We start from the raw sequence: 15,334 nt of genomic DNA on the forward strand, positions 1-15,334 counted from the left end.
GGACGACGGCGGTCCCCGCGAGGGACGCGGTCCGGGTCAGGGCCGGGCACTCGCGTCCTGGCGACTTTGGAGGTCCGGGAGCCGCTCCGTAGTCCATGTCGCCGTCTGTGGTGCCGGCGGGTTTCCCTGCCGACATCCACCAATGTGCCGGACGCGTGTTAAGCGGGTGCTGCGTGGACGTGACGCGCTCGTACCAGTTCTGCGACGAGCCCAGCCGGCGTCGGACGGTGGTCCGGGAGGGTCAGACGGTGGCGCCGCTCTCCTTCGCCAGGAAGGAGAGGAGGTCCTGCCTGCTCACGACCCCCTTGGGCTTACCCTCCACCAGCACGATCGCGGCGTCGGCCCCGCCGGAACCGCTGAGCACGGCCATCAGGTCCTCGACCGGTTCGCCCGAGCCGACCTGGGGCAGCGGCGCCGACATGTGCTTCTCCAGCGGGTCGGTGAGCTGGGCCCGCTTGGTGAACAGGGCGTCCAGGAGTTCGCGCTCCACCACCGAGCCGACGATCTCGGCGGCCATCACGTCGGGGTGTCCGGCGCCCGGCTTCACGATCGGCATCTGGGAGACGCCGTACTCGCGCAGTACCTCGATGGCCTGGCCGACCGTCTCGTCCGGGTGCATGTGGACGAGGGAGGGCATCGGGCCCTCCTTGTGGGCGAGCACCGCGTCGACGCGGGCGGAGGGGCCGGTGTCCTCCAGGAAGCCGTAGTCGGCCATCCACTCGTCGTTGAAGATCTTGCTGAGGTAGCCGCGCCCGCTGTCCGGCAGCAGGACGACCACCACGTCGTCGGGGCCGAGCCGCCGGGCGACCTCCAGGGCCGCGACGACCGCCATGCCGCAGGAGCCGCCGACGAGCAGGCCCTCCTCCTTGGCGAGGCGGCGGGTCATCTGGAAGGAGTCCTTGTCCGAGACGGCGACGATCTCGTCCGTGACGGTCCGGTCGTAGGCGGACGGCCAGAAGTCCTCGCCGACGCCCTCCACGAGGTAGGGGCGTCCGGAACCGCCGGAGTAGACCGAGCCCTCCGGGTCGGCGCCGACCACGGTGACCCCGCCGTCGCTGATCTCCTTGAGATAGCGGCCGGTTCCGGTGATGGTGCCGCCGGTGCCGACGCCCGCGACGAAGTGGGTGATCCGCCCCTCCGTCTGCTCCCACAGCTCGGGACCGGTGGTCTCGTAGTGGGAGCGCGGGTTGTCGGGGTTGGAGTACTGGTCGGGCTTCCAGGCTCCGGGGGTCTCACGGACCAGCCGGTCGGAGACGTTGTAGTACGAGTCGGGGTGCGAGGGATCGACGGCCGTCGGGCAGACGACGACCTCCGCGCCGTACGCGCGCATCACGTTGATCTTGTCCGTGGACACCTTGTCCGGGCAGACGAAGACGCACTTGTACCCCTTCTGCTGCGCGACGATCGCGAGGCCGACGCCGGTGTTGCCGCTCGTCGGCTCGACGATCGTGCCGCCGGGTCGCAGAGCGCCGCTCTGCTCCGCCGCCTCGATCATGCGCAGCGCGATGCGGTCCTTCACCGAGCCGCCGGGGTTGAAGTACTCGACCTTGGCCAGGACGGTCGCCTGAATGCCGGCCGAGACGCTCCGCAGTCTGACCAGCGGGGTGTTGCCGACAAGACTGATCATCGAATCGTGGAATTTCACCGTGTACTCCGGGATCTCCGAGATGGTCCGGCCCAGAGTAGGCGTACGGGCACCACATTGGGCGAAGCGATTGGACGCAGCCCCCTGCGGGGCAGGTAGGTACGTGTACGGCTGAGTGGCGAGAAGGAGGTGGACCGCACGGTGTCGACGGCAAGAGTGGCACGGCGGATCGCGGCGGGCGCCGCGTTCGGCGGCGGCAGCATCGGGCTCATCGGGGCGGCGACGGTCGGCCTCGTCCTGGCGGAGGTGCAGCTCGCGAAGCGGCAGGTGGGCGGCGGTACCGCCCCGGTTCCTCCGAGTGCGGACGGGCGGTACGGCGTCGCCTTCGCCGGTCCCTCCGACCCGCTCCGGCTTGCTCTCCTCGGCGACTCCACGGCGGCCGGTCAGGGGGTGCGGCGGGCCGGTCAGACACCGGGGGCGCTGCTCGCCTCGGGGCTCGCGGCGGTCGCCGAACGGCCGGTGGACATGCGCAACGTGGCTCTGCCGGGGGCCAGATCGGACGATCTGGAGCGGCAGGTGGCTCTGCTGCTGGCCGATCCGTCCGGTCACCCGGACGTGTGCGTCATCATGATCGGCGCGAACGACGTCACCCACCGGATGCCCGCCACGCAGTCGGTGCGCTGTCTGAACACCGCCGTGCGCAGGCTGCGGACGGCGGGCGCGGAGGTGGTCGTGGCGACCTGTCCGGACCTCGGCACGATCGAGCCGGTCTACCAGCCGCTGCGGTACCTGGCCCGCCGGGTCAGCCGGCAGCTGGCGGCGGCGCAGACGATCGGCGCGGTGGAGCAGGGCGGGCGCACGGTCTCGCTGGGCGATCTGCTGGGGCCGGAGTTCGAGGCGAACCCGCGCGAGCTCTTCGGCCCGGACAACTACCACCCCTCCGCCGAGGGGTACGCCACGGCGTCGATGGCGGTGCTCCCGACGCTCTGCGCGGCGCTCGGGCTCTGGCCGGAGACGGACCACCTCGACGGTTCGCGGCGCGAGGACATGCTGCCGGTGGCGAAGGCCGCTTCGCAGGCGGCCCGCGAGGCCGGTACGGAGGTCACGGGGGCGCGCGCTCCCTGGGCCCTGCTCAAGCACCGCAGGCGGCGGCGCCTCCCCGCGCACACGGAGCCCCACCCGCACCCGGCGGACCGGGCGACGGGCCGGGCGACCGAGCACCCGTCGGACCACACACCGGAGCACACACCGGAGCGCCCGCCGGACGGACGGGAGCCCGGGGAAGCCGGTACGCCCCGAAGCCCGGGTACGGACACGACCCACGGTTCCGGTTCCGGCCCCGTCGCACCCGGGGCGAACGCCGACGCCCAGGCCCGGGCTGCCCGTCGGCGCCCGTGAGGGGCCGCGGCGGACGGGGGCGTACGAACAGAGCGAACGGACGGGAGCGTAGGGACGGGAGCGTAGGGACGGGAGCGTAGGGACGGGAGCGTAGGGACGGGAGCGTAGGGACGGGAGCGTACGAACGGGAGCGTACGAACCGGGTGTGAACGGCCCGCCGCCACCCCCCAGACCGACTGAGCAAGCGCTTAGAAAAGAGGCCCGCATCACACGGCCAGGCCGGTGACCCCGGCCTGGCGTCCGGGTAACTTCCCAGACAGTGATGCCGGAACGGTCCGGCGGGGGCCCGCCGTCGGCGGCGGTCCCGCCGGCCGCCCGACCGGCCGTCCGGTCGCGTCCCGCCCGGCCACGGCCGTACCGTCGTTGAGCCTTCCCCTCCCCATGGAGCCGCGTGATGCCCGAAGCCGTGATCGTCTCTGCCGCCCGTTCGCCCATCGGCCGCGCCTTCAAGGGGTCGCTCAAGGATCTGCGGGCCGACGACCTGACCGCCACGATCATCCAGACCGCCCTGGCGAAGGTCCCCGAGCTGGACCCGAGGGACATCGACGACCTGATGCTCGGCTGCGGCCTCCCCGGCGGCGAGCAGGGCAACAACCTGGGGCGCGTCGTCGCCGTGCAGATGGGGATGGACCACCTGCCGGGCTGTACGGTCACCCGCTACTGCTCCTCCTCGCTCCAGACCAGCCGCATGGCGCTGCACGCCATCAAGGCGGGCGAGGGCGACGTCTTCATCTCGGCCGGTGTCGAGATGGTCTCCCGCTTCGCCAAGGGGAACTCCGACAGCCTTCCGGACACCCGCAACCCGCTCTTCGCCGAGGCCGAGGCGCGTACCGCCGCCCGCGCCGAGCAGTCCGGCAGCGACTGGCACGACCCGCGCGAGGACGGGCTGATCCCGGACGCGTACATCTCGATGGGGCAGACCGCGGAGAACCTCGCCCGGTCCTGGGGCGTCAGCCGCGCGGAGATGGACGAGTTCGGCGTACGGTCCCAGAACCTCGCCGAGGAAGCCCTGAAGAACGGTTTCTGGGAGCGCGAGATCACCCCCGTCACCACGCCGGACGGCACGGTCGTCTCGAAGGACGACGGCCCGCGCGCGGGCGTCACGCTGGAGGGCGTCTCCGGGCTGAAGCCGGTCTTCCGCCCCGACGGCCTGGTCACCGCGGGCAACTGCTGCCCGCTCAACGACGGTGCCGCCGCCCTCGTGATCATGTCCGACACCAAGGCGCGCGAGCTGGGCCTGACCCCGCTCGCCCGGATCGTCTCCACCGGCGTCTCCGGCCTCTCCCCCGAGATCATGGGTTACGGGCCGGTCGAGGCCAGCAAGCAGGCGCTGAAGCGCGCCGGGCTGACCATCGACGACATCGACCTCGCCGAGCTCAACGAGGCCTTCGCCGCCCAGGTCATCCCCTCCTACCGGGACCTCGGCCTGCCGCTGGAGAAGGTCAACGTCAACGGCGGCGCCATCGCGGTCGGCCACCCCTTCGGCATGACGGGTGCCCGCATCACCGGCACCCTGATCAACAGCCTCCAGTTCCACGACAAGCAGTTCGGCCTGGAGACCATGTGTGTCGGCGGCGGCCAGGGCATGGCCATGGTCATCGAGCGCCTCAGCTGATCAGGCCGATCAGGCCTGGCCTGGCCTGGCCTGGCCTGGCCTGGCCTGGCCCGATCCGACCTGACCTGATCCGGCCCGATCCGGTCCACCGCACCGGCCCGGCCGTGGCCGGGCGGAGGGGTTCCCTCCGCCCGGCCCTTCGCGTGCGCCCGCCGCGGCTCGCCGTGGATCACGGGCGAACCCCGTCGAACCCGCACCGTGACCGAATCTGTCCCAGGATGTGATGTGCGTCCCCGGAGGTCACCGTTTCCGCAGGTCAGGACGGATCGGCCGGATCCGCCGGGACCAAAGCCCTGTCCACTTCATGACGTTTTGCACTGACGACGAGCGAAGCGACAGGACAAGCTGATGTAGGAAGTCGGGGGTATCGATAGAGACCGGGAGTATGTCAGTGAGCGCCATGTCGTTTGCCCTGTTGCTGACCACCGCCGCCGCCACGGCCGTGGGCGCCGCTGCCGTGCACTCCGCCCGCGGGCTGCACCGGCAGATCGCCGGGCTGCGCGAGGAGCTCTCCCGGGACAGGGACCGCGCCCGTACGGTGCCGGCGCAGGGCCGTACCGGCGCCGCGCCCGCCGACGAGATACGCGCGGCCGTGTCGGAGGCCCTCGCCGAGGAGCGGGAGCGCGAACTGGCCGAGGCGCGCGCCTTCTGGGCGGCGCAGGAGGCCCGTGACGCGGCCGACGCCCCGTCGCTGCTGGGCGGACTGGCCGGGCTGGGCGAGGACGCCCCGTACTTCCTGCCCCGGCAGGCGGACTTCGCCGGCCTGGAGGCGCTGACCTTCCCGTACGCCGAGGAGACGGACGAGACCGACGAGACGGCGTTCACCGCCTTCGCGGCCCGTCCCTCCCACCCCGACGACTCGGCCGTGACCGACGCGATGCAGGAGTTCGCCGAGCTGGCGGACCGGGCCGAGCGTGGCGACGCCGCGGAGCCCCGTACGGCGGCCGGTCAGGGCGAGGAACCCGGGGCGGCGGAGTTCGCCGACGACTCTCCGGAGCTGGCCGCGGCGCGCCGCCGTCACCCGTCCCACCCGGACTTCGTCCCGGTCCGGACGCCGGTGATCACCGACCACGAGCGCACGGTGAACCGCCTGGAGGAGCTCGCCGACACGGGCATCGGGCTGACGGACGTACGCCCCGGTCCGCTCGGGACCCTGGACGTGTACGTCTTCGCCGACGGCACCACGCTCTGTATGACCCCGGGCCACCGGGAGACGGCCGAGCGGCTCGCGGACTCCCTGCGCGCGGGCGAGCAGCCGGTCCTGCTGGGCGGTTCGGGTGTCTACGGCGCCTACGCGCTGACCTTCTCCTGCGGCGCGGACAACGTCTACATCCTCGCGGACCGGGTCATCGCCTCGTTCTGACCCGGCCCGATCCGAACGAAGGGCTCTACGCGAAGGCCTCCGCCGCCGCCTCCGTCACGTACCGCACGGCCTCGTCCAGTTCCTCGGGCGAGGCCGTTTCCAGTGCCACGGCCAGATCGTGGCCGGCGACGGCCACCTGGTCCCCGACGCCGAACATCCCGCCGTCCGGCATGGTGTACGGCTCCTGCCCGGGCCGCTCCACGCGCTGCGCGCGGGCGCTCAGCTCCCGCGCGGCCTCCAGCGCCCGTGCGGCGGTGCCCTGCTGGAGGCGGCTCTGCGGGGCGGCCCGCAGCCGGTCGGCGAAACGGTCCACGGCGGTGATCAAGGGGGTTGTATCAAGCACTCCGCGACCCTACGCGCCCCGCGCCCGCCCCGGCACACGCGGACGGCCCGCAGGCAGTGCCTGCGGGCCGTCCGTGGATCAGCGCGAGCGGAGTCGGCGGTACGGATCAGTCGTCGCTGCTGAGGATCGCGACGAGCCTCAGGATCTCCATGTAGATCCACACCAGGGTCACGGTGAGGCCGAAGGCGGCCGTCCACGCCTCCTGGCGCGGGGCGCCGTAGGTGATGCCGTCCTCGATCTGCTTGAAGTTCAGGGCGAGGATGCAGGCGCCGATCACGATGGCGACGATGCCGAAGAGGATGCCGAGCCCACCGCTGCGGAAGCCGAGGCCGTCGCCCCCGCCGACGACGGCGAAGATCAGGTTGACGGCCATGAGGATCGCGAAGCCGATCGCGGCGGCCGTCACGAAGCCGTAGAAGCGGCGGGTCACCCGGATGAGGCGGGCCCGGTAGGCGATCAGCACACCGGCGAGCACGGCCATGGTGCCGAGCACCGCCTGCATCGCGGCGCCCGGGCTGACGTAGGCGTTGACGATGTTGCTGAGCACGCCGAGGAAGAAGCCCTGGAACACGGCGTAGGCCAGGATCAGCGCGGGCGACGGGTTGCGCTTGAAGGTGTTGACCATCGACAGGACGAAGCCGACCAGCGCGGCGACGGAGGCGACGGTGTACGACGGGACGAGGTTGTCCACGTCGATCGGCATGAGCCACCAGCCGAGCACGGCGCCGACGACGACCGTGCCGAGCGTCATCGCGGTGCGGCTGACGACGTCGTCGATGGTCATCGCACCGGAACGGACTCCGGGCGGCGTCTGCTGTGCGTAGGGGTTGGTGGCGTACGGATGGGCGGTGCCCTGCGCGTAGGGGTTCTCACCCGTGGCGGTGGCCCCGGCCTGCGGCGCCGCGTACCCCGCGGTGCCGCTGTCGCGGCTGAACCCACGTCGCGAGAAGACCGGGTTGCTGCTCCTCATCTCACTCCTCCATGGCCACACAGCGTGGCCTTGCGACAAGAGTAATGGGTAGGCAAAGGATGCACCCTCGTGCCGAGGGAGGATCTTTACGGGTTCGGAACGCCGGATCACCCTCGTCCCGGCTCCGTCCCCTTCGCCCCCGCGTCTCTCTGTCCCTTCCCGTGTTCCGGTCCCCTGCCCGGAAGACGCCGGGACAACCCGTTCGGGTGGGTCACGGTGCGCGCGGTGTTGACGCGGGACCCGCGGGGGCCCGGTGCGGCGCCCGGCCATGATCCGCCGGACACCACCCGAGTCAACAACCGTCCGCGCGTCCCGCGCACCGGCGGCGGTGGGACGGGTGCGCGGAGAGCGGGCCGGGAGCACTAACGTGCCGCGCATGACGACTGCACTGATTACCGGCGCGACGGCGGGCATCGGCGCCGCGTTCGCGCGGCGGCTCGCGGGACAGGGGCACAACCTCGTGCTGGTCGCCCGGGACACCGAGCGGCTGCGGGACCAGGCCACCGAACTGCACGACCGGCACGGCATCGAGGCCACGGTGCTCACCGCCGACCTCTCCCGGGACGCCGGGATCGCGGCCGTCGAGGAACGCCTCCGCGACCGCGACCATCCGGTCGAACTCCTCGTCAACAACGCGGGGTTCGGCAACAAGGGCCGCTATCTGGAGGTGCCGCTCGACGACGAGCTGGCGATGCTGAAGGTGCACTGCGAGGCCGTGCTGCGGCTGACCTCGGCGGCGGCGGCCGGGATGCGCGAGCGGGGCCGGGGCGGGATCGTCAACGTCGCCTCGGTCGCGGCGTTCGTCCCCCGCGGTACGTACGGGGCGTCGAAGGCGTGGGTCGTCCAGTTCACCCAGGGCGCCGCGAAGGACCTGGCCGGGTCCGGGGTGCGGCTGATGGCGCTCTGCCCCGGCTTCGTACGGACGGAGTTCCACCAGCGGGCCGGGATGGGCACCGGGAACATCCCCGGCTGGATGTGGCTGGACGTCGACAAGCTGGTGACCGCCGCCCTCACCGACCTGGCGCGGGGCCGGACGGTGTCGGTGCCGGACGCCCGGTACAAGGCGCTGATGGGGCTGGTGAAGGTGACCCCGCGCAGCCTGCTGGGCGACATGACCTCGCGGACGGGACGCAAGTACGGCCCGAAGTGAGGCGCCCGGCGGGGCCCGCCCGGAGAACGGCGGCACCCCCGCCGGGAAAACGGCGAGGCCCGGTGCCCCCGCGACGGGGGCACCGGGCCTCGCACGGCTCACGGGCCCAGAGGCCGGTGAGCGACCGTACTAGTGGGAGTGTCCGTGGCCGTGACCGGCCTCGGCCTCTTCCTCGGCCGGCTTCTCGACGACCAGGGTCTCGGTCGTGAGCAGCAGCGACGCGATGGACGCGGCGTTCTCCAGGGCGGAGCGGGTGACCTTGACCGGGTCGATGACGCCGGCCTTGATCAGGTCGCCGTACTCGCCGGTGGCGGCGTTGAAGCCCTGGCCCTTGTCGAGGTCCGAGACCTTCGAGGTGATGACGTAACCCTCGAGGCCGGCGTTCTCGGCGATCCAGCGCAGCGGCTCGACGGCGGCGCGGCGCACGACCGCGACACCGGTGGCCTCGTCGCCGGTCTTGCCGAGGTTGCCCTCCAGGACCTTGACGGCGTGGACGAGGGAAGAGCCACCGCCGGAGACGATGCCCTCCTCGACCGCGGCGCGGGTCGCGGAGATGGCGTCCTCCAGACGGTGCTTCTTCTCCTTGAGCTCGACCTCGGTGGCGGCACCGACGCGGATCACGCACACGCCGCCGGCCAGCTTCGCGAGGCGCTCCTGGAGCTTCTCGCGGTCCCAGTCGGAGTCCGTGTTCTCGATCTCGGCCTTGATCTGGTTGACGCGGCCCTTGACGTCACCGGCGTCGCCGCCGCCGTCGACGATGGTCGTGTCGTCCTTGGAGACGGTCACGCGGCGGGCGGTGCCCAGCACGTCCAGACCGGCCTGGTCGAGCTTGAGGCCGACCTCCTCGGCGATGACGGTCGCACCGGTGAGGGTGGCGATGTCGCCGAGCATGGCCTTGCGGCGGTCGCCGAAGCCCGGGGCCTTCACCGCGACGGCGTTGAAGGTGCCACGGATCTTGTTGACGACGAGGGTGGAGAGCGCCTCGCCCTCGACGTCCTCGGCGATGATCAGGAGGGGCTTCGAGCCGCCGGCCTGGATGACCTTCTCCAGCAGCGGGAGCAGCTCCTGGATCGAGCCGATCTTGCCCTGGTGGATCAGGATGTACGGGTCGTCGAGGACGGCCTCCATACGCTCCTGGTCGGTCACCATGTACGGGGACAGGTAGCCCTTGTCGAAGGCCATGCCCTCGGTGAACTCGAGGTCCAGGCCGAAGGTGTTGGACTCCTCGACGGTGATGACACCGTCCTTGCCGACCTTGTCCATCGCGTCCGCGATGAGCTCGCCGACCTGCGGGTCCTGCGCGGAGAGCGCGGCCACGGCGGCGATGTCGGACTTGTCCTCGATCGGACGGGCGGTCGCGAGGAGCTCCTCGGACACGGCCTTGACCGCGGCGTCGATGCCCTTCTTCAGGGCGGCCGGGGAGGCACCCGCGGCGACGTTGCGCAGACCCTCGCGGACGAGCGCCTGGGCGAGGACGGTGGCGGTGGTGGTGCCGTCACCGGCGACGTCGTTGGTCTTGGTGGCGACCTCCTTCACCAGCTGGGCACCGAGGTTCTCGAACGGGTCGTCGAGCTCGACCTCGCGCGCGATGGTGACACCGTCGTTGGTGATGGTGGGCGCGCCGAACTTCTTGTCGATGACGACGTTGCGGCCCTTGGGGCCGATCGTCACCTTGACCGTGTCGGCAAGCTTGTTGACGCCGCGCTCAAGGGCGCGACGGGCGTCCTCGTCGAACTTCAGAATCTTCGCCATGGGCTGTTTTCCCTCTCGAACGAACTGCGCCCCTCGCCACCCGGCTTGTTATTTCGCAGGGGGCCAGGGGCGCAGAACACACAGCAAATGTGGGTGAATTACTTCTCGATGATCGCGAGGACGTCGCGGGCCGAGAGGACGAGGTACTCCTCGCCGTTGTACTTCACCTCGGTGCCGCCGTACTTGCTGTACAGGACGACATCGCCGGTCTTGACGTCGAGCGGAAGGCGCTCGCCGTTCTCGAAGCGGCCCGGGCCCACGGCCAGGACGACGCCCTCCTGGGGCTTCTCCTTGGCGGTGTCCGGAATGACCAGGCCGGAAGCCGTGGTCTGCTCGGCGTCGAGCGGCTGGACCACAATGCGGTCCTCGAGCGGCTTGATCGCAACCTTGGAGCTGGTGGTCGACACGATCCGGTCTCCCCCTTCGGAGATCTCACGGGGTTTAACAGTCTGGGGTCGCGCCGGGCCGGATCCGTCGTCGCGGGTGCCGGACCTGCCCTGTCGCGCGGTACTGCTGGCACTCCCCAGGGGGGAGTGCCAGCACCGAGACTATGACCGCGATTAGCACTCGGTCAAGCGGAGTGCCAATTCAGTACCCGTGCGTGGCGCGGCCGGCCCGCCGGGGCGGTCCACCCGGGCGACGCGCGACCAGGGGCCGCGTCCATGCTCACGTGCCGGCCCGGTCCCGGTCGGGGGGCCACCGGAACAACGCCGGGGCGGTGCGCGCCGTTCCGGCCGGCACCCGGCCGGGGATCAGACGTAGTCCTCCAGCCGGGCGACCGCGTACCCCTTCTCCGTGATGACCTTCATGACGTTGCGGACCATGTCGGCCATGGTCCCCTTCCACTGCGCGGGCCCCTGGAAGTGGGTGAGGACGATGTCGCCGGGGTGCAGGTCCCGGTCCCACTCCCGCCAGTCCATGTGGTCGGGGAACGCCTCCTCCGCCCACAGCGGCACGGCCTTGATCCCGCAGGACTTGGCGACGACGAGGGTGTCGCGGTTGTAGTTGCCGTACGGCGGCCGGAAGAGCACCGGCCGCTTGCCGAAGTGCTTCTCGATCCGGTCCTGCTGGTCGCAGATCTCCTTCTTCTGCTCGGCGTGGGAGAGCCCGGGCAGATAGGGGTGGGTGAGGGTGTGGTTGTTGAGGGTGACGCCCTTCTTCTGCATCGCGGCGAAGTAGCCGTAGTCCTCGCTCGCGAGGTAGTCGCTGAGGAAGGCGGTGTACGGGATCTTCAGCTCGTCCATCATCCGGATCAGCTCGGGGTCCTTCTCGGCCCCGTCGTCGATGGTGAGGAAGACGATCCGCTGATCGGTGGGGACGGTCGTGAAGACCTGCGGCAGGTCCTCGCCGTCGTCGACCTCGAACCCCTCGCGGCTGGTGATCTCCGGCTTCTCGACGGGCGGCGCGGGGGCGGCCAGCGGGACCTCGGCCAGCCCCCACTTCTTCGCGACGGCGACCCGCTGCGCCTGGCGCCGCTTCAGTTGTTCGGCGTACGAGACGAGGGCGCCGGCCGGGCCGGCCTGCGGGGCCGCTCCGGCCGCCGGCCGGCCGCCCGCGCCCGCCGCGCCCTGGTGGAAGGGGCGGCCGGTGCCGGAGGGGCTCTGGCCGCATCCGGCGGCGAGGGCGGCGCCCAGCAGGGCCGCCAGGACGACCGTGCCGGATCTGCGCCGCTTCATTGTGCTTTTTTCTTTTTGTCGTACTGGTTGCATGGCGCCGCATCCTGCCAGCCCGTCCCCGGCCCCCCGTCCCGACACCGCCGCCCGTCCGGACGCGTCCCCCACCTGGCGCACAGCCCGCCCCGGGGGGGGCGCGAACGCCCCGGGAGGCCCGGGGCGGCCCGGCCGTGAAGCCCGGGGCGGCCGGCGCCGCCCGCTGGCCCACAATGGGACGGGTGAACGCACCTCTCCCCGCCGGTGACGGCCCCGCCGACCCGCTCGCCTCCTTCGCCGCCCTGCGTACGCCCGAAGGCGTCGCTCTCCTGGACGAGTTGCGGGACCACGACCCGGCGCGCGAACTGGCCACCGCCACCCGGCTGCGCCGCGACCACGCGCCGGACCTGGTCTCGGCCGCACTGGGGCAGGCCCGGCTGCGGCAGCGGGCGGTGGCGAAGTTCGGCGCCAAGGACGCGTACCGGATGTTCTTCACGCCCAACGGCGTCGAGCAGGCGACCCGTACGTCCGTCGCCACGTACCGCGCCGGACGGTTCGCGGCGCTCGGCGGGGTGCGGCGGGTGGCGGACCTGTGCTGCGGCATCGGCGGCGACGCGATCGCGCTGGCCCGGGCGGGCATCGCGGTGCTGGCCGTCGACCGCGACCCGCTCACCGCCGAGGTGGCCCGCGCCAACGCCGAGGCCCTCGGCCTGAGCGGGCTGATCGAGGTCCGGTGCGCCGACGTGACCGGCATCGACACCGCCGGGTACGACGCCGTCTTCGTCGACCCGGCGCGGCGCGGCGGGCGCGGCCGGATCTTCGACCCGGAGGCGTACTCGCCGCCGCTCTCCTGGGCGACCGCCGCCGCGCTGAAGGCCCCGCGGGCGGCCCTGAAGATCGCGCCGGGCATCCCGCACGAGGCGATCGGCCCGGAGGCCGAGGCCGAGTGGATCTCGGACGGCGGGGACGTGAAGGAGGCGGTGCTCTGGTACGGCGAGGGCTTCGAGGCCGGTTCCTACCGGGCGACCCTGCTGCCGTCCGGCGCCACCCTCGCCACCCGCTCCCCGCTGCCGGCCCCGCCGGTGGGCCCGGTCGGCCGGTATCTGTACGAGCCGGACGGCGCGGTGATCCGCGCCAGCCTGGTCGCCGACATCGTGGCCCGGTGCGACGGGCGGCTGATCGACGAGACGATCGCCTACGTCACCAGCGACGAGCCGTACTCCTCCCCGTACACCTCCGCGTACGAGATCACCGACCAGCTCCCGTTCAACATGAAGCGGTTGAAGGCGCTGCTGCGGGAGCGGGAGGTGGGGGTGCTGACGGTGAAGAAGCGGGGTTCGGCGGTGGAGCCGGAGGAGGTGCGCCGCCGGATGAAGCTCGCGGGGCCGAACTCCGCGACGGTCCTGCTGACCCGGGTCGCCGGCGCCCCGACCATGCTGATCGGCCGCCCCTTCCGGCCGGTGGGCTGATCGGCCCACCGGACGCGCAGGGTCAGACGCGGCCCAGCACCCGCACCACCCAGCGGCGGTGCGCGACCGCGGTGACCGCGCCGGTCAGTCCGGTGATCCACGCGCAGAGGCCGGTCCCCATCCCGAGAACCACCAGGCCGTACGGGTCCTCGCCCGGCGTGGCCGCCGCCGGGACGGCGAAGCAGGCGAAGAGGCCGGCGGCGCACAGGGCGTAGGAGAGCAGCAGCCAGGCGAGCGCGAGCCCGGGCCTCCGCAGCGGCCCGTCCAGGTCGGGGTCGCTGTCGAGCGCGCCCCAGCCGGCCAGCAGCGCACGGACCTTGCGGGCCCGCGCGATGTCGAGGCCGAGGAACACGGCCGCCGGTACGAGCACGGCGAGGCCGGCAAAAAGGGTGACGACCGCGATCAGGTCGCTGATCGGGTCGAGGGACTCCTCGAAGAAGATCATCGCCGTACCGATGAGCGCCCAGCCGAGGGCGGCGAGCCCGCCCCAGGTCAGGAGGAGGGCGAGCCGCCCGCCGCCGACGTGCAGCCTCACCAGCCCGCCGAGGACCTCGGCCCGGTCGGCGAGCAGGGAGGACCGGTCCGGCCAGGACCGGACCTCCGCGGGCGGCGGAGGCGGGGGCAGCGGGGCTCTGGAAGGCATGGCGCCGACCCTACCGACCCGGTCGGCAACGGGCTTACGCCCCAGGGTGATTACCGGCCTCCGGAGGCGAACCTCCGGCGCGCGGGGACCGGTTGCGGGGCCGCAGGTCACCGATCGCCGAGTCCACCGTCAGGCGGTGAGCAGCGCCTCGGCCTCGGCCCGCTCTCAGGCGTTGAGCAGCGCCTCCACGTCGAGCTTGCCCATGCCCATCATCGCCTTCATGGCACGGTCGGCGCGGTCCCGGTCGGGGCCGCCGAGGATGTCGGGAAGGGCGCGCGGCACGATCTGCCAGGACAGCCCGAACCTGTCCTTGAGCCAGCCGCACCGGCTCTCTTCGCCGCCCTCGGTGAGCGCCGTCCACAGCCGGTCCACCTCGGCCTGGTCCGCGCAGTCCACGGAGAGCGAGAGGGCCTCGGTGAAGTGGAAGGCGGGTCCGCCGTTGAGGCCGAGGTACTCCTGGTCCGCGAGCCGGAAGCGGACCGTCATCACGGCGCCGGCCTCGCCCGGGGAGCCCTCGGGGTAGTGGCTGGTCTCCAGGACGCGCGAGTCGCCGCCGAACACGGAGACGTAGAAGTCGGCGGCCTCGGCGGCCCGGCCGTCGAACCAGAGACAGGGGGTGATCTTCTGCATGGTCTTCTCCTCCAGGGGTCCCGCCGGTCGGTGTCCCGAGCCCGGGTTCGTCACCGGTCCGGGGCTCTGGAAGGTAGACCCGGCGGGCGCCCCGGACTCATCGGACACGCGGGGCCGCCGCCCGTACGGACGCCTGCCCGGCCCCGGGCAGGCCGGTCACGGGCCGCCGGGCGCACCGCCCGTCAGGGTGGCGGCGAGGTCGTCGACGAGTGCCTCGTCGATGGGCCGGTGGGCTGAGAGGAGCCGGTACCAGAGCACGCCGAAGACCAGGTCCTGCACGGTGGCCGGGGCCGGTCGCGCGGGCAGGTCGCCCCGGGCGAGGGCCCGGTCGAGCACCGCCTGGAGCGCGTCGCGCCTGCGCCGGAGGAATTCCGTACGGAAGGTGGCGCCGAACTCCGCGTCGATCTGGGCCTCCGCCATGAGGGCGCACAGGATGCGGGCGACCTGATCCTGGCGGCCGAGCGTGAAGGTGTCCGTCAGGAAGGCCCGCAGATCGGCGGCGTAGGAGCCGTGGTCCGCCTGGCCGATGTGCAGGTCGGCCTTGACCGTCAGTGCGTCGAGGAGCACCTGGGCCTTGGAGGGCCACCAGCGGTAGATCGTCTGCTTGCCGCAGCCGGCACGGCCCGCGATGCCTTCGATCGTCAGGCCCGCCCAGCCGACCTCGCCGACCAGCTCGAAGGCGGCGGTCAGGATCGCCGCCCGGCTCTCCTCGCTCCGCTTGCGGCCGCGGCGTTCCACGGGAGGGGGTTGCTTGTCGATGGCCATGG

The 15,334-nt window shown here is 72.2% G+C and carries 14 protein-coding genes; 5 read left to right on the top strand and 9 right to left on the bottom strand.

Annotated features, from left to right (window positions below):
- Positions 1–241 precede the first annotated feature (241 nt).
- Positions 242–1,645, bottom strand: coding sequence for a cystathionine beta-synthase (locus OG599_RS13025; protein WP_327176151.1), 1,404 nt, complete (start codon positions 1,643–1,645; stop codon positions 242–244).
- A 156-nt stretch (positions 1,646–1,801) separates the two neighbouring features.
- Here OG599_RS13025 and OG599_RS13030 point away from each other — a divergent pair, with 156 nt between their 5' ends.
- The 3 genes from OG599_RS13030 to OG599_RS13040 all read left to right on the top strand — a co-directional run bounded on the left by OG599_RS13030 (position 1,802) and on the right by OG599_RS13040 (position 5,961).
- Positions 1,802–2,983, top strand: a complete 1,182-nt coding sequence (locus tag OG599_RS13030) for an SGNH/GDSL hydrolase family protein (RefSeq protein WP_327180019.1) — start codon at positions 1,802–1,804, stop codon at positions 2,981–2,983.
- Between the two features lie 394 nt (positions 2,984–3,377).
- Positions 3,378–4,598 carry an acetyl-CoA C-acetyltransferase gene (locus tag OG599_RS13035; protein WP_327176152.1) on the top strand — a complete coding sequence of 407 codons (1,221 nt, stop codon included), beginning with the start codon at positions 3,378–3,380 and terminating at the stop codon, positions 4,596–4,598.
- A 400-nt stretch (positions 4,599–4,998) separates the two neighbouring features.
- On the top strand, positions 4,999–5,961 hold the full coding sequence (locus tag OG599_RS13040) for a hypothetical protein (RefSeq protein ID WP_327176153.1): 963 nt from the start codon (positions 4,999–5,001) through the stop codon (positions 5,959–5,961).
- Positions 5,962–5,986: 25 nt separating this feature from the next.
- Here OG599_RS13040 and OG599_RS13045 read toward each other — a convergent pair whose 3' ends face one another.
- Complete coding sequence (locus tag OG599_RS13045; RefSeq protein WP_327176154.1) at positions 5,987–6,304, bottom strand: hypothetical protein; 318 nt, start codon at positions 6,302–6,304, stop codon at positions 5,987–5,989.
- 106 nt (positions 6,305–6,410) lie between these two features.
- The gene (locus OG599_RS13050) at positions 6,411–7,274 is read right to left on the bottom strand and encodes a Bax inhibitor-1/YccA family protein (RefSeq protein WP_327176155.1); all 864 of its coding nucleotides are present in this window, start codon (positions 7,272–7,274) and stop codon (positions 6,411–6,413) included.
- A 376-nt stretch (positions 7,275–7,650) separates the two neighbouring features.
- Here OG599_RS13050 and OG599_RS13055 point away from each other — a divergent pair, with 376 nt between their 5' ends.
- The gene (locus OG599_RS13055) at positions 7,651–8,424 is read left to right on the top strand and encodes an SDR family NAD(P)-dependent oxidoreductase (protein ID WP_327176156.1); all 774 of its coding nucleotides are present in this window, start codon (positions 7,651–7,653) and stop codon (positions 8,422–8,424) included.
- 129 nt (positions 8,425–8,553) lie between these two features.
- Here the strand turns inward: OG599_RS13055 and groL are convergent, their stop codons facing one another.
- The 3 genes from groL to OG599_RS13070 form a co-directional block, all read right to left on the bottom strand.
- Positions 8,554–10,176: a chaperonin GroEL gene (gene groL / locus OG599_RS13060; protein ID WP_266705118.1), complete on the bottom strand. Its 1,623-nt coding sequence runs from the start codon at positions 10,174–10,176 to the stop codon at positions 8,554–8,556.
- A gap of 98 nt (positions 10,177–10,274) precedes the next feature.
- The gene (gene groES, locus OG599_RS13065) at positions 10,275–10,583 is read right to left on the bottom strand and encodes a co-chaperone GroES (protein ID WP_028439209.1); all 309 of its coding nucleotides are present in this window, start codon (positions 10,581–10,583) and stop codon (positions 10,275–10,277) included.
- A 345-nt stretch (positions 10,584–10,928) separates the two neighbouring features.
- On the bottom strand, positions 10,929–11,852 hold the full coding sequence (locus tag OG599_RS13070) for a polysaccharide deacetylase family protein (RefSeq protein ID WP_327176157.1): 924 nt from the start codon (positions 11,850–11,852) through the stop codon (positions 10,929–10,931).
- A gap of 206 nt (positions 11,853–12,058) precedes the next feature.
- On the opposite strand from OG599_RS13070, the gene OG599_RS13075 reads away from it, so the two are divergent.
- A complete protein-coding gene (locus OG599_RS13075; RefSeq protein WP_327176158.1) occupies positions 12,059–13,294 on the top strand; it encodes a THUMP-like domain-containing protein in 1,236 nt (411 codons plus the stop codon).
- Positions 13,295–13,316: 22 nt separating this feature from the next.
- Here the strand turns inward: OG599_RS13075 and OG599_RS13080 are convergent, their stop codons facing one another.
- The 3 genes from OG599_RS13080 to OG599_RS13090 form a co-directional block, all read right to left on the bottom strand.
- On the bottom strand, positions 13,317–13,937 hold the full coding sequence (locus OG599_RS13080) for a hypothetical protein (RefSeq protein WP_327176159.1): 621 nt from the start codon (positions 13,935–13,937) through the stop codon (positions 13,317–13,319).
- Between the two features lie 165 nt (positions 13,938–14,102).
- Positions 14,103–14,567, bottom strand: coding sequence for a VOC family protein (locus OG599_RS13085; protein ID WP_327176160.1), 465 nt, complete (start codon positions 14,565–14,567; stop codon positions 14,103–14,105).
- 156 nt (positions 14,568–14,723) lie between these two features.
- Positions 14,724–15,332: a TetR/AcrR family transcriptional regulator gene (locus OG599_RS13090; RefSeq protein WP_327176161.1), complete on the bottom strand. Its 609-nt coding sequence runs from the start codon at positions 15,330–15,332 to the stop codon at positions 14,724–14,726.
- Positions 15,333–15,334: the final 2 nt, after the last annotated feature.

The organism is Streptomyces sp. NBC_01335 (assembly GCF_035953295.1).
GTDB lineage: Bacteria > Actinomycetota > Actinomycetes > Streptomycetales > Streptomycetaceae > Streptomyces.